The sequence below is a fragment of the Pseudomonas sp. No.117 genome, from assembly GCF_054558395.1.
Window position 1 is genome coordinate 270,086 of the sequence record NZ_BAAJNP010000001.1, and the last position, 18,915, is coordinate 289,000.

At 65.6% G+C, this 18,915-nt stretch carries 16 protein-coding genes and 1 pseudogene; 7 read left to right on the plus strand and 10 right to left on the minus strand.

The genetic code is table 11. The features are described from left to right. Positions 1-103 precede the first annotated feature (103 nt). Both ACYJP6_RS01240 and ACYJP6_RS01245 read left to right on the plus strand, forming a co-directional pair. Positions 104-1,732: a methyl-accepting chemotaxis protein gene (locus ACYJP6_RS01240; RefSeq protein WP_459472712.1), complete on the plus strand. Its 1,629-nt coding sequence runs from the start codon at positions 104-106 to the stop codon at positions 1,730-1,732. Between the two features lie 147 nt (positions 1,733-1,879). Then, a complete protein-coding gene (locus ACYJP6_RS01245; protein WP_260856084.1) occupies positions 1,880-2,002 on the plus strand; it encodes a hypothetical protein in 123 nt (40 codons plus the stop codon). Positions 2,003-2,247: 245 nt separating this feature from the next. Here the strand turns inward: ACYJP6_RS01245 and ACYJP6_RS01250 are convergent, their stop codons facing one another. Beyond that, a complete protein-coding gene (locus tag ACYJP6_RS01250; RefSeq protein WP_459473400.1) occupies positions 2,248-3,120 on the minus strand; it encodes a methyl-accepting chemotaxis protein in 873 nt (290 codons plus the stop codon). After that, positions 3,106-3,942 (minus strand): annotated as a pseudogene (locus ACYJP6_RS01255) (MCP four helix bundle domain-containing protein); the annotation flags it as partial. The pseudogene ACYJP6_RS01255 and the gene ACYJP6_RS01250, both read right to left, overlap by 15 nt. 600 nt (positions 3,943-4,542) lie before the next feature. Between ACYJP6_RS01255 and ACYJP6_RS01260 the strand changes: the two are divergent. The 3 genes from ACYJP6_RS01260 (at position 4,543) to ACYJP6_RS01270 (ending at position 7,717) form a co-directional block, all read left to right on the plus strand. Further along, a complete protein-coding gene (locus tag ACYJP6_RS01260) occupies positions 4,543-5,253 on the plus strand; it encodes a carbonic anhydrase (protein ID WP_459472715.1) in 711 nt (236 codons plus the stop codon). A gap of 211 nt (positions 5,254-5,464) precedes the next feature. Then, entirely contained in the window at positions 5,465-7,024 is a 1,560-nt protein-coding gene (locus ACYJP6_RS01265) for a SulP family inorganic anion transporter (RefSeq protein ID WP_459472718.1), read from the plus strand. 417 nt (positions 7,025-7,441) lie between these two features. After that, the gene (locus ACYJP6_RS01270; protein ID WP_145008453.1) at positions 7,442-7,717 is read left to right on the plus strand and encodes an HU family DNA-binding protein; all 276 of its coding nucleotides are present in this window, start codon (positions 7,442-7,444) and stop codon (positions 7,715-7,717) included. Positions 7,718-7,808: 91 nt separating this feature from the next. Here the strand turns inward: ACYJP6_RS01270 and ACYJP6_RS01275 are convergent, their stop codons facing one another. Continuing rightward, positions 7,809-7,976 carry a rubredoxin gene (locus ACYJP6_RS01275; protein WP_310121872.1) on the minus strand — a complete coding sequence of 56 codons (168 nt, stop codon included), beginning with the start codon at positions 7,974-7,976 and terminating at the stop codon, positions 7,809-7,811. Positions 7,977-8,142: 166 nt separating this feature from the next. Here ACYJP6_RS01275 and ACYJP6_RS01280 point away from each other — a divergent pair, with 166 nt between their 5' ends. Then, on the plus strand, positions 8,143-9,291 hold the full coding sequence (locus ACYJP6_RS01280; protein WP_459473402.1) for an MFS transporter: 1,149 nt from the start codon (positions 8,143-8,145) through the stop codon (positions 9,289-9,291). Between the two features lie 65 nt (positions 9,292-9,356). Here ACYJP6_RS01280 and ACYJP6_RS01285 read toward each other — a convergent pair whose 3' ends face one another. The 4 genes from ACYJP6_RS01285 to ACYJP6_RS01300 form a co-directional block, all read right to left on the minus strand. Beyond that, on the minus strand, positions 9,357-10,133 hold the full coding sequence (locus tag ACYJP6_RS01285) for a MetQ/NlpA family ABC transporter substrate-binding protein (RefSeq protein ID WP_459472721.1): 777 nt from the start codon (positions 10,131-10,133) through the stop codon (positions 9,357-9,359). Between the two features lie 214 nt (positions 10,134-10,347). Beyond that, positions 10,348-11,127 (minus strand): MetQ/NlpA family ABC transporter substrate-binding protein, encoded by a 780-nt coding sequence (locus tag ACYJP6_RS01290; RefSeq protein WP_459473403.1) that lies wholly within the window; start codon positions 11,125-11,127, stop codon positions 10,348-10,350. A 39-nt stretch (positions 11,128-11,166) separates the two neighbouring features. Beyond that, positions 11,167-11,832: a methionine ABC transporter permease gene (locus ACYJP6_RS01295; protein WP_007161460.1), complete on the minus strand. Its 666-nt coding sequence runs from the start codon at positions 11,830-11,832 to the stop codon at positions 11,167-11,169. Continuing rightward, on the minus strand, positions 11,832-12,839 hold the full coding sequence (locus ACYJP6_RS01300) for a methionine ABC transporter ATP-binding protein (protein ID WP_145008446.1): 1,008 nt from the start codon (positions 12,837-12,839) through the stop codon (positions 11,832-11,834). The genes ACYJP6_RS01295 and ACYJP6_RS01300 overlap by 1 nt, the downstream gene beginning before the upstream one ends. A 287-nt stretch (positions 12,840-13,126) precedes the next feature. On the opposite strand from ACYJP6_RS01300, the gene katE reads away from it, so the two are divergent. Further along, positions 13,127-15,256, plus strand: a complete 2,130-nt coding sequence (katE, locus tag ACYJP6_RS01305; RefSeq protein ID WP_459472723.1) for a catalase HPII — start codon at positions 13,127-13,129, stop codon at positions 15,254-15,256. Between the two features lie 426 nt (positions 15,257-15,682). Here the strand turns inward: katE and ACYJP6_RS01310 are convergent, their stop codons facing one another. The 3 genes from ACYJP6_RS01310 to rpoZ all read right to left on the minus strand — a co-directional run bounded on the left by ACYJP6_RS01310 (position 15,683) and on the right by rpoZ (position 18,804). Beyond that, positions 15,683-16,063, minus strand: coding sequence for a RidA family protein (locus ACYJP6_RS01310; protein ID WP_271653379.1), 381 nt, complete (start codon positions 16,061-16,063; stop codon positions 15,683-15,685). 305 nt (positions 16,064-16,368) lie between these two features. After that, complete coding sequence (gene spoT / locus ACYJP6_RS01315) at positions 16,369-18,528, minus strand: bifunctional GTP diphosphokinase/guanosine-3',5'-bis pyrophosphate 3'-pyrophosphohydrolase (protein WP_459472724.1); 2,160 nt, start codon at positions 18,526-18,528, stop codon at positions 16,369-16,371. Between the two features lie 3 nt (positions 18,529-18,531). Further along, positions 18,532-18,804 carry a DNA-directed RNA polymerase subunit omega gene (gene rpoZ / locus ACYJP6_RS01320; RefSeq protein ID WP_007161465.1) on the minus strand — a complete coding sequence of 91 codons (273 nt, stop codon included), beginning with the start codon at positions 18,802-18,804 and terminating at the stop codon, positions 18,532-18,534. Positions 18,805-18,915: the final 111 nt, after the last annotated feature.

The following is an 18,915-nucleotide window of genomic DNA, read 5'->3' on the forward strand; positions in this document are numbered from 1 at the left end:
TCCTTGCCATCGACGCTGGTTAAAGCTTTGGCGTACAGCTGGCGAAAAGCTATACGAAAGGCGTACTGCACCCCTGCCGTATGCCGCCATAAGGAAGCCGGCAATGCCTAGAACAACAAGAATTCGTACCGGGATGTACAGTGTGCTCAGCCTGTTCGTCGCCTGCCTGTTACTGGCGTGTGTCTATGGCTGGGTCAGCGCGCGCACCAGTGCCCAACAGCTTCGCGAGCTGGATAGTCTGACCATGGACCAGCTCGACAAGGTCAACAACGCGGCCACCTGGATCAGCCGGGCGAGTGCCAACTCCCATACCGCCATGCTCGACCGCGTCAATGGCGAGACTGCCAAGGCCGAGAAGGGGACGGTACTGGCGCTGGAGCGCCTGGACATCGCCCGTACGCTGATCACCGAGATGCTGGCGAGTGCCCAGGAACCCAAGCTGCGCGGGCAGATCGAGGCCATGCTCAAGGCCTTCGATGCCTACAAGCTCATCGTCGAAAATCAGATCAAGGCCTGTCGCGCCGGCGACCTGCCGGGCTACATCCGTATCAGCGATGGAGCCAAGGACGCCAGCACCGCCTTCGCCGATACGCGCAAGGTCTTCACCGACGAGATCAACGGGCGCATCGACGCCACCCTGGCCGCCTCGGACAGCCGGGTATTGCAGGCCGAGCTGGGCACCCTGTTGCTGGTCGGCCTGACTCTGCTGCTGGCGGTGCTCTCCGGCTGGTTCATCGCCCGCCGGGTACTGACGCCGCTGCGCGAGGCTGGCGAGCACTTCGCCGCCATGAGCGAGGGCGACCTGACCCGCCACATCCAGGTGCGCAGCCAGGACGAGATCGGCCAGCTGTTCGCCGGCCTCGCCATCCTGCAGACCCGCCAGCGCGACACCCTGACCCAGCTCAACCGCACCGCCGAGCGGCTCGATGCCGCGGCCCAGGAACTCGGCCAGGTGACCGCCGAGAGCAATCGTACCCTCAACCAGCAGCAGCAGGAGCTGGAGCAGGCCGTGACCGCGGTGACCGAGATGACCACGGCCGTGGAAGAGGTGGCCCGCAACGCGGCCTCCACCTCGGACACCGCGCGCGAATCCGATCGCCTGGCCAGCGGCAATCGCAGCCAGGTGGCCCAGGTGCTCGACGAGCTGCAGAGCATGCAGGGCACGGTCAAGGAGAGTGAAGGGGTCATCGCCAGCCTGGCGCAGCAGGCCAACCAGATCGGCAAGGTGCTGGACGTCATCCGCGCGGTGTCCGAGCAGACCAACCTGCTGGCGCTCAACGCCGCCATCGAGGCGGCCCGGGCCGGCGATGCCGGGCGCGGCTTCGCCGTGGTGGCCGACGAGGTCCGCGGCCTCGCCCAGCGCACCCGCGAGTCGACCCTGGAAATCGAACAGATGATCGGCAACATCCAGGCCGGTACCGGTTCGGCGGTGGCGGCCATCCAGCGCAGCAACAGCCTGGCCAGTACCACCTTGCAGACCACCGAGCGCACCGGCCAGAGCCTGGAACTCATCTTCACCGCCATCGGCGACATCAACGAGCGTAACCTGGTGATCGCCAGTGCCGCCGAGGAGCAGGCCCAGGTGGCCCGCGAGGTGGATCGCAACCTGATCAACATCCGCGAGCTGGCCAGCGTCTCCAAGCGCGGCGCGGACCAGATCGAGAGCTCCAGTCGACAACTGGCCGAGCTGACCCACGAAATCCACGGCCTGGCGGCGCGTTTCCGGGTCTGATCGGCGGGGTCCGGTGTGACGCTTTATCACACCGGGCTTTACGCACCTTTGCGCTTTCTTGACATGACGCTATGCCCTGGCTGGGGGACAATTCCTCCTGCGGAGCCCTGTGGCTCCCGACTCCTTCCCGAGCCTGAGAGAATCGTCATGCCGACCACTCTGCGTCCCGGCGCCGGCAAGGCGCTGTCCCTGTTGCTGTCCGCGGTGCTCACACCGCTCGGCCTGCTGCTGGCGTTGACCGCGGTCCTGCAACTGCTGTCACCGAACTGAAGCCGTGCTCCGGCGGCGGCGCCCCAGGCGCCGCCGCCGTCCACTCGGCGCCTGAGCCAAGGCGGCCGAGCGTCGACCACGCCGCGTTGAAACTGACCTGGATCGCCAGCCGCACCCGAGGGCACCGTCGCCCCTCTCGGCTACCGGGTTAACCCCGGGTGCGACTCCGCTCCGCTTCCGCGACCAGCTTGCCGATGCCGCCAGGGCCTTGCCCGGCGCTAGCGGGCGGGACGGTGGCCCAGCGCCTACAGCCGGAAGCGCGCCACCAGGCCATTGAGGTCGATCGCCAGCCGCGACAGCTCGGCGCTGGCCGCGCTGGATTGCTCGGCACCCGCGGCGGTCTGGATCGACAGCTCACGGATGTTCACCAGGTTACGGTCCACTTCGCGGGCCACCTGGGCCTGCTCTTCCGCAGCGCTGGCGATGACTAGGTTGCGTTCGTTGATGCCGCCGATGGCGCCATGGATACGCTCCAGGGCACTGCCGGCGCCCCGCGCCACCTCCAGGGTGGACTGGGCGCGCTCGGTACTGCTGCGCATGGCCGCCACGGCCTGACCGGTACCCTGCTGGATGGTGCCGATGGAGGTCTCGATCTCGCGGGTCGATTCCTGGGTGCGATGGGCCAGCGCCCGCACCTCGTCGGCCACCACGGCGAAGCCGCGACCGGCCTCGCCGGCCCGCGCGGCCTCGATGGCGGCATTGAGCGCCAGCAGATTGGTCTGCTCGGCCACGCTGCGGATCACGTCCAGCACCTTGCCGATGTCGTTGACCTGCATCGCCAGGTCGCCCACCAGGGTGGCGCCATGCTGGACGTCGTCGCTCATGGCGGCGATGGCGCCCACGGTTTCCTGGACCAGATCGCGACCGTCCCGGGCGGTGCCGGCGGACTCCTGGGAAGCCTGGGAGGTATTGACGGCATTGCGCGCCACCTCGTCCACCGCCGACGACATCTGGGTCACCGCCGTGGCGGCCTGCTCGATCTCGGCGTTCTGGCGTTGCAGGCCGCGACTGGATTCATCGGTCACGGCATTGAGCTCTTCCGCCGCCGAAGCGAGCTGAGTGGCCGAACCGAGGATGCCCTGCAGCGTCAGGCGCAGCTGTCCCTGCATGGTCTTCATGGCCTGCAGCAGCCGGGCGGCCTCATCGCGGCCTTCGGCGTGGATGTCCTCGGTGAGGTCGCCCGTGGCGATCACCTCGGCCGCCTTCACCGCCCGGGCGATGGGCTGGGTGATGCTGCGGATCAGCAGCCAGGCGAAGACCAGCGTCAGCAGCGCGGTGGCGGCCAGCAGCAGCACCAGCCACTGGATGGCATGGCGATAGTCCTGGGCCGACAGGGCGTTGGCGGCGGCGGTCTGCTGGTCGACCAGGTCGGTGAGCTGCCGGAGCACGGTGTTCACCGCGTCGGAGTTGGCCAGCAGGTCTTCGTTGAGCAGCTGTCGCAGCGGCTCCAGCTGGTCGGCGGCGGAGAAGGCCAGCATGCGCTGCTGCAGGCCGTCGTACTGGGCGATCAGCTGCCCGTAGCGGGCGTAGGCGGTGCGCTCTTCCGGGGACTGGATCAGGGCTTCGTAACGCTGCTGGGCGGCGCGCATCTGGCCGTTGCGTTGCTGGAACAGCGCCTGGGTCTTGGCGATGATCTCCGGCTCGCGGTTGAGCAGCAGACGATAGGAGAGCACCCGCAGGCGCAGGGTCAGGGCGGTCAGTTCGTCGAGCGCGGCGACGCGGGGCATGGCGCGGTCCTCGATGGCGAGGCCCGAGGCACGGATGTCGTTCATCTTGACCAGGGCGGTGCCGCCCAGCAGGAGCAGCAACAGGCCGATGAAGGCGAAACCGAGCGTGGCGCGGTGGGCGATGGACAGATTGCGAAGGGACATGGAGAGTTTCCGTTGAGCCTGGAAAGCTCCCCCTATCGACCAGCGGGCGCCGATCCTGAGGCCGCACATCGGCGCGACTTTGGTCGGCGCGCGGCGCAGCGGTAGAGCAAAAGCCGCAAACCCCTGTCCTATAGCCCATTGGAGCTATTGAAAGGCAGGCGAAAGTTTTGCACTGCGGCACTGTGCCGCAGCGCACAGACTACAGCGAAAAGGCGGGAAAAGCCGGCAATGTCCGCCAGCGGCATTGCGTTCACATTTTCGAACATCTCTCGCAAGCCCCTGATCGCCAAGGAAATCCTTTTGAGTAGCGCAATTCACGTTTTTTTCACGGCGAACGGCGCGAACCGGCGGCGAACTGCCGGGTTCGTGCCGATAAAAGTGCTAAATTCTTTGATCGTGTAGCGATAATGGCGGGATGATCTCAGTATAAGTTTGAAATATCTTCTCCGTTGTCGGTCACGAGAGATTCTTTCAGCGTGGATTAAGGTTGTTTCCACCAAGCTGCCACACGGGGTGCCAGGACGCCGCCCGAACACGCGATGGATCGCCCGATAACGAAGCGACCGCGTCCACAGAAGACCGGAGCGTATCGAAGCGATGCCTGGGGGCGTCTAGCCACTAACCAGCGCTTGCGCTGCCATTGCGTACTTGAGAAGAGGTCAGAAACAGATGAGCGATAACACGGATACCACCTTCGGCGCACCCGACGAGGCCCTCCTGCAGCTGGTCGATGGTTTCAAGCGTTTCCGCCAAGATGTCTTTCCAGAACAGGAAGCGCTGTTCAAGAAGCTCGCCAGTGCGCAGTCGCCCAAGGCCATGTTCATCACCTGTGCCGACTCGCGGATCGTTCCCGAGCTGATCACCCAGAGCTCGCCGGGCGATCTGTTCGTCACCCGTAACGTCGGCAACGTGGTACCGCCCTACGGCCAGATGAACGGTGGCGTTTCCACCGCCATCGAATATGCGGTCGTGGCCCTGGGCGTGAAGCACATCATCATCTGCGGCCACTCCGATTGCGGCGCCATGAAGGCGGTCCTCAACCCCGATCCGCTGGAAAAGATGCCGACGGTAAAGGTCTGGCTGCGCCATGCCGAGGTCGCCCGCACCGTGGTCGAGGACCACGGCCATTGCGACTGCGGCCACGGCGGCACCCTGGGCTTTTTGACCGAGGAAAACGTCGTCGCCCAGCTGGTCCACCTGCGCACCCACCCGTCCGTGGCCTCGCGCCTGGCCAGCGGCCAGTTGCAGATCCATGGCTGGGTCTATTCCATCGAGACCAGCGAGATCAAGGCGTACGACGCCCAGCAGGAACGCTTCCTGCCGCTGGATGGCGAGAACATGCCGGTCGCCACCCCGCGCCCGCGCCTGCAGCCGGCCTGATCCGCCGCTGCCGTCCGGCCTGCGGACGGCAGCCTGCCGCCGGGTCCAGCGACCCGGCGGCCCATAACAGCGCACCGCGCAGGGCGTACCCACCTGGGGCTCCATCGGGGCCGCCCACCTTTTTCATCGCTGCCTGAAACCGGCCGGTGTCATATGACGTGATATGACGCCTAGGCACCGCTTCATCCCGAGTCGCTGGAGGACTAGGACCATGCTTGCCAATCAACAGCCCCCGGGGCGCAGCCTGTCGCGCGACGCCCTGGCCTCACTCGTGGTGTTTCTGGTCGCCCTGCCGCTGTGCATGGGCATCGCCATCGCGTCCGGCATGCCGCCGGCCAAGGGCATCATCACCGGCATCATCGGTGGCCTGGTGGTCGGCTTCCTCGCCGGCTCGCCGCTGCAGGTCAGCGGTCCGGCCGCCGGCCTGGTGGTGCTGGTGTTCGACCTGATCAACCGGCACGGCATCGAGGCCCTGGGCCCGGTGCTGCTGCTCGCCGGCCTGCTGCAACTCATCGCCGGCTTCACCCGTCTGGGTGCCTGGTTCCGCGTCACCTCGCCCGCGGTGGTCTACGGCATGCTGGCCGGGATCGGCATCCTCATCGTGCTCTCCCAGTTGCACGTGATGCTCGACGCCAAGCCCGCCGCGTCGGGGCTGTCCAACCTGCTGGCCTTCCCCGGCGCCGCCCTGCACGCCGCCAGCCAGAGCGACGGCAGCGGCACGGGGGCCCAGGCGGCGCTGATCGGCCTGCTGACCATCGCCAGCATGTGGCTGTGGGAGAAATTCCGTCCGCCGACCCTGCGCTTCCTGCCCGGTGCCCTGATCGGCGTGACCCTGGCGACCCTGGCCAGTCTCTGGCTGGCGCTGGACATCCGGCGCGTGGAGGTACCCAACAACCTGGCCGACGCCATCGACTGGGTGACCTTCGCCGACCTCGGCATGCTGGCCAACGCCGAACTGGTGGTGGCCGCCCTGGCCCTGGCCTTCATCGCCAGCGCCGAGACCCTGCTCTCCGCCGCCGCGGTGGACCGCATGCATACCGGACCGCGCTCGCATTTCGACCGTGAGCTGGGCGCCCAGGGCGTGGGCAACCTGCTGTGCGGCGCCGTCGGCGCCCTGCCGATGACCGGTGTCATCGTGCGCAGCTCGGCCAATGTCCAGGCCGGCGCTACCAGCCGCGCCTCCACCATTTTCCACGGTCTCTGGCTGCTGGCCTTCGTCGCCGCCCTGCCCTTCGTGCTCAAGCTGGTGCCGGTGGCGAGCCTGGCGGGGGTGCTGGTGTTCACCGGCGTCAAGCTGGCCGATCCCAAGTCGCTGTCCGGCCTCAAGCGCTATGGCCGCTCCCCGATGATCATCTATGCCCTCACCGCGCTGATGATCGTCGCCACCGACCTGCTGACCGGGGTGCTGGTGGGCTTCGGGCTGTCGATCGCCTTCCTGGCGGTCAAGGCGGCGCAACTCAAGATCAGCCTCAATTACCGCGAGGACGATCCGCAACAGGCCGAATTGCGCCTGGTGGGGGCCGCCACCTTCCTGCGCGTACCCCAGCTGACCAAGGTACTGGAGCAGGTCAAGCCCGGTACCACCCTCCACGTGCCACTGGATCGCGTCTCCTACATCGACCATGCCTGCATGGAGCTGCTGGAGGACTGGGGCCGGACCCAGGCCAGCAACGGCATGCGCCTGGTGATCGAACCCAAGGCGCTGGAGCGGCGCCTGGAAGGCCAGGCCCCCGCGAGCCAACCCGTGATGCCGGTCCAGGCACCCGCCTGATCACCGCCACCGGAGCGCCCAGGCGGTGCTCCGGTGGTCTGACCTCTTCCTGCCGGATCCCCGCCTGGGATCATCGCCAGCGTCACCCACATCGGGTCGCCAACAGGTGCCCGCTAGAGCCGCTGGCCACCCCGCCACCCCGCCTCCCCCACCCATCACGTTGCGGACAAAACTGTCCACTGGCGACTAGCAAAATGCCGGGCAGTCGGCGAAGTTCGCGTCAGTCATCCTACGAATAGCTAATAGTCTGCTAATTAACTTTCGCTTGCCTCAGCTTTGCCTTATAACGGCATCTGGTTCGACTTTTGTCGCACCAACGCTCTTTGTGTCGGGCCACCCTCTATCTCGGGGGAATCGCTTTGCCAGGAAAGCCATGCGAGGCCCGCACCGCTAAAAATGACTCCAAGAGAGGTAGCTATGCGCAAGCCTGAACTGGCGAATGTGATCGCTGAAAAAGTCGGACTTCCTAAGGAACAAGCCAACGTCGTGCTCAACACGCTGCTGGACGAGATCGCGAATGCGCTGCACCGCAAGGACAGCGTGACGCTGGTCGGCTTCGGTACCTTCCTGCCGCGTCACCGCGGTGCCCGCATGGGAAAGAATCCCCAGACCGGCGAACCGGTCAAGATTCGTGCGAGCAACACGGTGGCGTTCAAGCCAGGCAAGGCCCTGAAGGACAGCATCGAAGGCTGAGGATCACGCGGCAGGGATGGCCGCTGCAGCCAGAAGGCATCGCTCCTGCGATGCCTTTTTTTTGCCACCCGGGAGCGGCGGCACAGCGGGATCAGGCGATCTCGATCATCTCGAAGTCACCCTTGCCCACGCCACAATCCGGGCACAGCCAATCCTCGGGCACATCTTCCCAGCGCGTTCCCGGGGCGATGCCGTCGTCCGGCCAACCCAAGGCCTCGTCATAGATATAGCCGCACACGATGCACTGCCATTTCCGCATGTTCTTATGTCTCTCAACCGGCTTAAGGTAGCGCGCACGCTACGCGAAAGCCCGGCAAAGGCCAACCGCACGCCCCTGCCATCCGGCAGCCGGTGCTCCCGCGCCAACCGCTCATGGCTGGTTTCATCAGGTAAGCTGCCACACTATGAATGCCTCGTCCTCGCCCATGCCCTGGGCCACCTATTTCGCCGTCCTGGGCAGTGTGATCAGCGTGGGCCTGGCCATCGGCCTGTCGATGCCGCTGGTTTCCCTGCGCCTGGAAAGCTGGGGCTACGGCAGCTTCGCCATCGGTGCCATGGCGGCCTCGCCGGCCCTCGGCATCCTCACCGGCGCCAGCCTGGCCGGGCGCCTGGCCGCGCGAGTCGGCACCCCACGGCTGATGCAGCTCTGCCTGGTGAGCGGCGCCGCCTCCCTGATCCTGCTGTCGCTGCTACCCAGCTACGCGCTTTGGCTGATCCTGCGCCTGGCCCTCGGCGCCATCCTCACCCTGGTCTTCGTGCTCGGCGAAAGCTGGATGAACCAGGTCATCACCGACCGCTGGCGCGGTCGCCTGGTGGCCCTCTATGGCAGCAGCTACGCCCTCAGCCAGCTGGCCGGACCGCTGCTCCTGGGGGTGCTGGGCACTGAAGGCGACCAGGGCTTCTGGCTGGGCGCCCTGCTCATGCTCGGCGGCGCCATCCTGTTGCTCGGCCGCCAGGGGGCACCCGCGGCCGGGAGCCATGGCGCGGCCTGGCGCGCCCTGCTCCACTTCTGCCGCGGCGCACCGGCCATCGCCTGGGCGGTGGCGCTGTTCGCCTGCTTCGAGGCGATGATCCTCACCCTGCTGCCGGTCTATGCCCTGAACCAGGGCTTCGGCCAGCAGCTGGCGCTGTACATGGTCAGCGCCGTGGTGGTGGGCGACGCCCTGTTGCAACTGCCGCTGGGCCTGCTCGCCGACCGCCTCTCGCGCCAGGGGCTGTTCCTCGGCTGCGCCCTGGGTCTGCTGGCGGTCAGCCTGGCCCTGCCACTGCTGCTGCATACCCCGGGTGTCTGGCCCTTGCTGGTGCTATTCGGCGCCACCGCCGGCGGCCTGTTCACCCTGGCCTTGATCCTGGTAGGCGAGCGCTACCGCGATGCCGAACTGGTCGGAGCCAACGCCTGCATCGCCCAGCTCTGGGGCCTCGGCTGCCTGGTCGGCCCGCTGGTCACCGGCGCCGCCAGCCAGTGGCTCACCGGCCACGCCCTGCCACTGCTGATGGCGGCGGGCGCCGTGGTGCTGCTGGTGATCATCGGGCGCCGGGGGAGCGAGCCGGCGGGGATGGAATCGGCGGGCTGATAGCGTCGCTGACCCCATGAAAAACGCCGGCCCTGGGCCGGCGTTTCTCGTGGCGCGAATACCGATCAGAACGCCGGGACCACGGCGCCCTGATATTTCTCTTCGATGAATTGCTTCACCGCCGGGGTGTTCAGCGCCTTGGCCAGCTTCTGCACGGCGTCGCTGTCCTTGTTGTCCGGACGGGCGACCAGGATGTTGGCATAGGGCGATTCCTTGCCTTCCAGCAGCAGGGCGTCCTGGGTCGGGTTGAGCTTGGCTTCCAGGGCGTAGTTGGTGTTGATCAGCGCCAGGTCGACCTGATTCAGCACGCGCGGCAGGGTGGCGGCTTCCAGCTCCTTGAACTTCAGGTGCTTCGGATTCTCGGCGATGTCCTTGGGCGTAGCGAGGATGTTGGCGCTGTCCTTGAGCTTGATCAGCCCGGCCTTTTCCAGCAGCAGGAGGGCGCGGCCGCCGTTGGTGGCGTCGCTGGGGATGGCCACGACGGCGCCGTCGCGGACTTCGGCGAGCTGCTTGATCTTCTGCGAATAGATGCCGAAGGGCTCGACGTGCACCTGGGCGACGGTCACCAGGTCGGTACCGCGGCTCTTGTTGAATTCATCCAGGTAGGGCTGGTGCTGGAAGAAGTTGGCGTCCAGGCGCTTCTGGGCCACCTGCAGGTTGGGCTGCACGTAGTCGGTGAAGACCTTGATCTGCAGGTCCACCCCTTCCTTGGCCAGCTGGGGTTTGACGAATTCGAGGATCTCGGCGTGGGGTACCGGGGTCGCGGCGACGCTGAGGGTCTCGGCGGCGTGGGCGGTCAGGCCGGCGGCCAGCAGGGCGGCGGTGGCGAGCAGTTTCTTCATGGCAGTTTCCTAAGGCGGGGGTGGAACCGCCGGCGCGTCTGGCGCGTGCCGGCGGCGGGTGGAGCTAAGGCGTAGAAGCTGTTCACGGTCTCGCGAGCTAGAGACAAACAAGGCGAAAAGGCCTGAGGAAGCGGAGTTTACGAGTGGTAAATGAGCATTCCGAAGGCATTTTCAACGCCGTTTGACCGACGCGCAGCAGATCGTGAACAGATTCTTAGAACGCGGGAACGACGGCGCCCTGATACTTCTTCTCGATGAATTGCTTCACCTCGGGGGTGGTCAGGGCCTTGGCCAGCTTCTGGATGGCCGGGTCGTTGGCCTTGTCGGCGCGGGTGTAGAGCAGGTTGGCGTAGGGCGACTCACCGCTCTCGATGAAGATGGCGTCCTTGGTCGGCACCAGCTTGGCTTCCAGGGCGTAGTTGGCGTTGATCAGCGCCAGGTCGACCTGGTTGAGCACGCGCGGCAGGGTCGCGGCTTCCAGTTCCTTGAACTTGAGGTGCTTGGGATTTTCGACGATGTCACGCGGGGTGGCGGTGACGTTGCTCGGATCCTTCAGGGTGATCAGGCCCTGCTTGGCGATCAGCAGCAGGGCGCGACCGGAGTTGCTCGGGTCGTTGGGGATGGCCACGGTGGCGCCGTCCTTGAGCTCCTTGATGTCCTTGATCTTCTGCGAGTAGGCACCGAAGGGCTCGACGTGCACCGCCACCACCGGCACCTGGTCGCTGCTCGGGTTGCTCTTCTTGTAGCTGGCGTAATAGGGCTTGGTCTGGAAGTAGTTGGCATCCACCTGCTTCTGATCGGTCTGGCGATCGGGCTGGATGTAGTCGGTGAAGACCTTGATCTTCAGGTCCACTCCTTCCTTGGCCAGCTGCGGCTTGATGAATTCCAGGATCTCCGCGTGGGGAACCGGATTGACCGCGACGGTCAGGGTCTCGGCCTGGGCAGCGGCGGCAACGCTCAGGCCGAAGGCCAGGGACAGCAGGGTACGTTTCAGCGACATCTGGATTTTCCTTGTATGAACCTTCGGGTGGGATCAGCGACGACTGAAATGGGCGACGAGCCTATCGCCGACCATCTGCAGTACCTGGACCAGCACCAGCAGCAAGAGCACCGTGACCACCATGACGTCGGTCTGGAAGCGCTGGTAGCCGAAACGGATGGCCAGATCGCCGAGGCCGCCGCCGCCGATCACCCCGGCCATGGCGGTGTAGGACACCAGGGCGATGGCGGTGACGGTGGTGGCCGCGATCAGCCCGGGCAGGGCCTCGGGCAGCAGGGTGCGGGTGACGATCTGCCAGAGGCTGGCGCCCATGGCCTGGGTGGCCTCGATGATGCCGCGGTCGACCTCGCGCAGGGCGGTCTCCACCAGCCGGGCGAAGAAGGGCGCGGCGCCCACCACCAGCGGCGGGATGGCCCCCTCGACGCCCAGGGAGGTGCCGATCAGCCAGACCGTGATGGGGATCATCAGGATCAAGAGGATGATGAAGGGCACCGAGCGCAGCACGTTGACCACGAAGGACAGGATGCCGTAGACCAGCGGCTGCTCCAGTAGCTGGCGGCGGCTGGTGAGAAACAGCAGCACGCCCAGCGGCAGCCCGAGGATCAGGGTGAAGAGCATGGACCAGCCGAGCATGGCCAGGGTGTCCTGGGTCGCCTGCCAGATCTCGGCCCAGTCGATGTTGGTGAAGAGTTCGTCCATCAGCGCAGGACCTCCACGGTGACGTCGGCGGCCTGGAAGCGAGCCAGGGCGGCGTCCAGGTCACCGCCCACCAGGGCGATGGTGAGCTGGCCATAGGGCTCGTCCCGGATGCGGTCGATGCGACCGCCGAGAATGCTGTAGTCCACACCGGTCTCCCGGGCGACATGGCCCAGCAGGGGTGCATAGGTGGCCTCGCCGCGGAAGGTCAGGCGCAGGATGCGGCCTTCGACATGGGCATAGGCGTCGGCCAGGTCGGCCTCGTCCTGATGCTCGGCCTCGAAGACGAAGCGGCGGGTAGTGGGGTGCTGCGGATGCAGGAAGACATCGGCCACGGTGCCCTGCTCCACCACGGCGCCGCCATCGAGCACGGCGACGCGGTCGCAGACGCGGCGGATCACGTCCATCTCGTGGGTGATCAGCACGATGGTCAGCCCCAGCTCGCGATTGAGCTCGGCCAGCAGTTGCAGTACCTGGGCGGTGGTCTGGGGGTCGAGGGCGCTGGTGGCCTCGTCGCAGAGCAGGATCTTCGGCTCGGTGGCCAGGGCGCGGGCGATGCCGACGCGCTGCTTCTGGCCGCCGGAGAGTTGCGCCGGATACTTGCGTGCCTGGTCGGAGAGGCCGACCCGCGCCAGCAGCTCCTCGACGCGCTGGGCGATCTGCGCCCGCGAGCGCCCGCCGGCCAGTTCCAGTGGCAGGGCCACGTTGGCCGCCACGGTCTTGGACGAGAGCAGGTTGAAGTGCTGGAAGATCATGCCGATGCGGCGGCGAAAATCACGCAGCTCGGTCGAGCCCAGGGTGGTGACCTCGGCGCCATCGACCTGCAAGCGACCGCCACTGGGGGCTTCGAGGCGGTTGATCAGGCGCAGCAGGGTGCTCTTGCCGGCGCCGGAATGGCCGATCAGGCCGAAGATCTCGCCGGCTTCGATCCTCAGGTCGACCGGCTGGAGCGCCGCGACCTCGCGACCGCGCGTGCGGTACGTCTTGTGGACAGCTTGGAATTCGATCAATGGAAGAACCTTGTGGGCATCGTCAGACAACGGGAGGGTGATCCCGGCGCGCAGTTTAACGTGCGCGCTTATATCTGCTTAGCACTTGTTATCGGATGCTCAGCCAATAAAGGCATATGGCCACCGATAAGAACGCTGTCCACGGCCGGCGAAACAGCCCGTCGCTTCGCATCAGCCCAACGGAACACCGAAGCGCACGGGTGAGTCACTACAGGACTGCCTGAATTCGCCCCACATTCCGTAGGGGACGCAAAGAGCGCCCTCCAGGCGCCTGATGAGGACTTTCCATGGCTACGCCCCCCAAGAGTGAACTCGCCGGTACCGACACCCTGGATCGCCAGAACACCTCGAAGAAGCTCGAGCAACTGGAACAATTCCGCTCCGATGCCACCGGCCAGGCACTGCGCACCAACCACGGCGTGAAGATCGCCGACAACCAGAATTCCCTGCGCGCCGGCACCCGCGGTCCTTCCCTGCTCGAAGACTTCATCATGCGGGAGAAGATCACCCACTTCGACCACGAACGCATCCCGGAGCGCATCGTCCATGCCCGGGGCACTGGTGCCTACGGCTACTTCCAGCCCTACCAGGACTGGTCCGACCTGACCAAGGCCGCCCTCTTCCGCGACCCCAACCACCAGACCCCGGTGTTCGTGCGCTTCTCCACCGTGCAGGGCCCGCGCGGCTCCGGCGATACCGTACGCGACGTGCGCGGCTTCGCCATCAAGTTCTACACCGAGGAAGGCAACTGGGACATGGTCGGCAACAACATGCCGGTCTTCTTCATCCAGGACGCCATCAAGTTTCCGGACTTCGTCCATGCGGTGAAACCCGAGCCGCACAACGAGATCCCCACCGGCGGCAGCGCCCACGACACCTTCTGGGACTTCGTCTCCCTGGTGCCCGAGTCGGCGCACATGGTGCTCTGGACCATGACCGACCGCGCCATCCCGGTGAACCTGCGCAGCATGCAGGGCTTCGGCATCCACACCTTCCGCATGATCAACACCGCGGGCAAGGGCGTCTTCGTCAAGATCCACCTGAAGCCCGCCGGTGGCGTGCGCTCCCTGGTGTGGGACGAAGCCCAGAAGCTGGCCGGCAAGGACACCGATGCCCACCGTCGCGACCTCTGGGAAGCCATCGAGGCTGGCGACTATCCCGAGTGGGAATTCGGCGTGCAGATCATTCCCGAGGAAGACGAGCACAAGTTCGACTGGGACATCCTCGACGCCACCAAGATCATTCCCGAAGAGCTGGTGCCCATCACCCCGCTGGGTAAGCTGGTGCTCAACCGCAACCCGGACAACTACTTCGCCGAGACCGAGCAGGTGGCCTTCTGCCCCGGTCATATCGTGCCCGGTATCGACTTCAGCAACGACCCCCTACTGCAGGGCCGGCTGTTTTCCTACACCGACACTCAGATCAGCCGTCTGGGCGGGCCGAACTTCCACGAACTGCCGGTCAACCGCCCGGTGGTGCCGAACCATAATGGCCAGCGTGACGCCAAGTACCGCATGACCATCGACAAGGGTCGCGCCTCCTACGAGCCCAACTCCATCGACGGCGGCTGGCCCAAGGAAACCCCGCCGGCGTCCCAGGATGGTGGCTTCGAGAGCTATTACGAGCGCATCGATGGCTACAAGGTGCGCGAGCGCAGCGAGTCCTTCGGCGACCATTTCTCCCAGGCCACGCTGTTCTACAACAGCCTGTCGGAGGCCGAACAGGCCCACGTCGCCGACGCCTACAGTTTCGAGCTGGGCAAGGTCGAGCGGATGTGGATTCGCGAACGTCAAGTCAACGAGATCCTTGCCAACATCGATCTGGAATTGGCGCAGAAGGTGGCCAAGAAGGTCGGCGTGACCCCGCCCACCGCCCCCACCGTGCAGCCGCGCCAGATCTCCATCGACAAGTCGCCGGCATTGAGCCAGCTCAACCTGCTGTCCGGCAACATCAAGGGCTTCAAGGTGGCGGTGCTGGTGGGTGACGGCGTCATCACCAGCGAAGTGGACGCCATCAAGCAGGCGCTCAAGGCCGAAGGCGCCCACGTCAAGGTGCTCGGCCCCACCGCCGGCCCGGTCAAGGCCGCCGACGGCAGCGAAGTCGCCGTGGACGGCTCGGCCGAGGGCATGCCTTCGGTGGCGCTGGACGCGGTCTATGTCCCGGGCGGCGCCGAGAGCGTCAAGGCCATGCTCGACGACGGCGTGATCAAGCACTACCTGCTGGAAGCCTACAAGCACCTCAAGGCCATCGCCCTCACTGGCGAAGCCGAGCAGTTGCTCAAGGCGGTCTACCTGAGCCCCGACGAGGCGCTGCTGACCGGTAGCGACTTCAAGGCGGTGCAGCAGGACTTCTTCGCCGCCATCGCCAAGCATCGCTGCTGGGCGCGGATGCCGAAGATCAAGTCCATTCCGGCCTAAGCAAGCAGGCATGAAAAAAGCCGACCGTCGCGAGACGGTCGGCTTTTTTCGTTTGGAGCAGGATCGGAGCCGTAGGTTGGGTTGAGACGGCTCCACCGTCGAAGCCCAACAGAGCGGAGCTGGCAACGTGCGCTGTTGTTGGGCTTCGCTGCGCTCAACCCAACCTACGGATCCTGCACCAGACTCGGTTTTGTAGGTTGGGTTGAGACGGCTCCATCTTCGAAGCCCAACAAAACGGAGCTGACAGTGTGCGCTGTTGTTGGGCTTCGCTGCGCTCAACCCAACCTACGGATCCTGCACCAGACTCGGTTTTGTAGGTTGGGTTGAGACGGCTCCATCTTCGAAGCCCAATAAAACGGAGCTGACAGCGTGCGCTGTTGTTGGGCTTCGCTGCGCTCAACCCAACCTACGATTCCTGTGCCGGGATCAACCCAGCACCAGCACCCCGTCCATTTCCACCTGCGAGCCCTTCGGCAGCGCGGCCACGCCGATGGCGGCGCGGGCGGGATAGGGCTGCTGGAAGTAGCGGCCCATGATCTCGTTGACGGTGGCGAAGTGCGCCAGGTCGATCAGGAAGATGTTCAGCTTGACGATATCGGCCAGCGAACCACCAGCGGCTTCGGCAACGGCCTTGAGGTTCTCGAAGACCTGCACCACCTGGGCTTCGAAGCCATCCACCAGCTCCATGCTGGTCGGATTGAGCGGGATCTGCCCGGAGAGATAGACGGTGTCACCGACCTTGATCGCCTGGGAGTAGGTACCAATGGCGGCGGGCGCCTTGTCGGTGTGGATCACTTGCTTGCTCATGGGTCGCTCCTGTGCGGGAAAGGCCCGATTCTGCAAGCCGGTGGTGAGTCGCTGCAACCTCAAAACCTGTTCACGATCGCGCGAGCTAGAGACAAACAAGGCGCAACGACCAACGGGAGTAACAGCCAAAGGCTGGCCCGAAGGGTGAGCGCCAGCGAATCAAATGCCTGAGGAAGCGGATCGGACTCGCGCTCGAGTTTACGAGTGGTAAATGAGCATTGCGACGGGGCCGCCCAGGCGGGGCTGGCCTTCCAGGGCATTTTCAACGCCGTTTGGCCGACGCGCAGCAGATCGTTAGCAGGTTCTCAGCTGCGAACTCGGGTGATACCGGCCACGCCCTTGAGGGTACGCAGCTTCTTGATCACCCGCGCCAGATGGACGCGGTCACGCACGCTGACCACCAGCTGGACCACGCTGACTCGACCATCGCGCTCGTTCATGCCGATCTTCTCGACATTGGCGTCCACCGCGGTGACGTGGTTGGCCAGCATGGCGATCAGGCCGCGCTGGTGCTCCAGCTGGACGCGCAACTCGACGCTGAATTCGCCGGTGACGTCCTTGGCCCAGTTGAGCACGATGCACTTTTCGCTGTTGTGCCGGAATTCGGCGATGTTCCGGCAATTTTCCAGGTGGATGACCATGCCCTTGCCCGCCGAGAGGTGGCCGACGATGGGGTCGCCGGGAATCGGCGTGCAGCACTTGGCGTAGCTGATCACCAGGCCTTCGGTGCCACGGATCGCCAGCGGCCCCTGGGGCGTAGTGCTGGCCTGGGGTTCCAGCGGCTCTTCCTGCTCGCTGCCGGACACCAGGCGCCGCGCCACCACATAGGCCATGCGATTGCCCAGGCCGATCTCTTCGAGCAGGTCTTCCAGCACCACGCCCTTGTATTCGCCGAGCACCGAGAGGATGCGCATCGGCGAGATCTTGGAGAGCTGGGTACCGAAGCCGGACAGCGCCTTGTTCAGCAGGCGCTCGCCGAGGCTGATGGACTCGGAGCGACGCTGCTGCTTGAGTGCATGGCGGATGTTGGTGCGCGCCTTGCCGGTGACCACGAAGTTGAGCCAGGCCGGGTTGGGCCGGGCGCCGGGCGCGGTGACGATCTCCACCGTCTCGCCACTACCCAGCGGTTGCGACAGCGGCGCCAGGCGGCGGTTGATGCGGCAGGCGATGCAGCTGTTGCCGACGTCGGTGTGCACCGCATAGGCGAAGTCCACGGCTGTGGAGCCCTTGGGCAGCTCCATGATGCGACCCTTGGGGGTGAAGACGTAGACCTCGTCGGGGAAGAGGTCGATCTTCACGTTCTCGATGAATTCCAGGGAGTTGCCCGCGCGTTGTTGCAACTCGAGGATGCCCTTGACCCACTGGCGGGCGCGCAGGTGGCTGGCGCGCGGCTCGTCGCCCCCGGCCTTGTACAGGCCATGGGCGGCGATGCCGTTGTTGGCCATCTCTTCCATCTCGCGGGTGCGGATCTGGATCTCGATGGGCACGCCGTGCATGCCGAACAGGGTGGTATGCAGCGACTGGTAGCCGTTGGCCTTGGGGATGGCGATGTAGTCCTTGAAGCGCCCCGGGAACGGCTTGTAGAGATTGTGCACCGCGCCGAGCACCCGGTAGCAGGTGTCGACCTTGTCGACGATGATGCGGAAGCCGTAGACGTCCATGATCTCGTTGAACGACTTCCGCTTGCCGCGCATCTTCTGGTAGATGCTGTGCAGGTGCTTCTCGCGGCCGACCACCTCGCCGTCGAGGCCGTCGCGGGCCAGGCAGTTGGCCAGGGATTCCTGGATCTTGCCGAGGATCTCGCGGCGATTGCCCCGCGCGGTCTTGACCGCCCGCTGGATACGCTCGGCGCGCATCGGGTGCATGGCGCGAAAACCCAGGTCCTCGAATTCCACGTAGAAATCGTGCATGCCCAGCCGGTTGGCGATGGGCGCGTAGATTTCCAGGGTTTCCTTGGCGATGCGCCGGCTCTTGTCCGGCGGCATGGCGTCCAGGGTGCGCATGTTGTGCAGCCGGTCGGCCAGCTTGACCAGGATGACGCGGATGTCCTTGGACATCGCCATGGTCATCTTCTGGAAGTTCTCCGCCTGGGCTTCGGCCTTGGTCTCGAACTTCATCTGGGTCAGCTTGCTGACCCCGTCCACCAGCTCCGCCACCGTCTCGCCGAACTGGCCGGCGAGGGCTTCCTTGGCGATGCCGGTGTCCTCGATCACGTCGTGCAGCATGGCCGCCATCAGGCTCTGATGGTCCATGTGCATGTCGGCGAGGATGTTGGCGACCGCCAGCGGATGGGTGACATAGGGCTCGCCGCTGCGGCGGCGCTGCCCGTCGTGAGCCTGCTCGGCGTAGTAGTAGGCCCGCCTGACCAGATTGACCTGGTCGGGGGTCAGGTAGTCCGCCAGACGCTCGGCCAGCAGGTCGATGCCGGTCGGGCGGACGTCACTACGCGCAGGCTCGGCGGCCATGGCTTAGAGGGCCTCGCCGTCCGCTTCTTCGTTGACTTCGAAGGCGGCGAACAGCGGCTCTTCTTCGACGATGTCGTCCAGACGGATGACTTCTTCGTCGACCAGGCCTTCGGCGATCTCGCGCAGGGCGACGACGGTGGGCTTGTCATTGTCCCACGGTACCTTGGGCTCCTTGCCGCCGGTGGCCAGCTGGCGCGAGCGCTTGGTGGCGAGCATGACCAGCTCGAATCGGTTGTCTACGTTGTCCAGGCAGTCTTCGACAGTAACGCGGGCCATGGTCTTCCTCGTGGCGATGATGATCCCGGGAACGGGGGACCAGATAGTATAAAAATTCGCCAGTGGCAAGGGAAGAGGCGGTGGTCGGGGCACCAGTGGTCAGGCCATCGG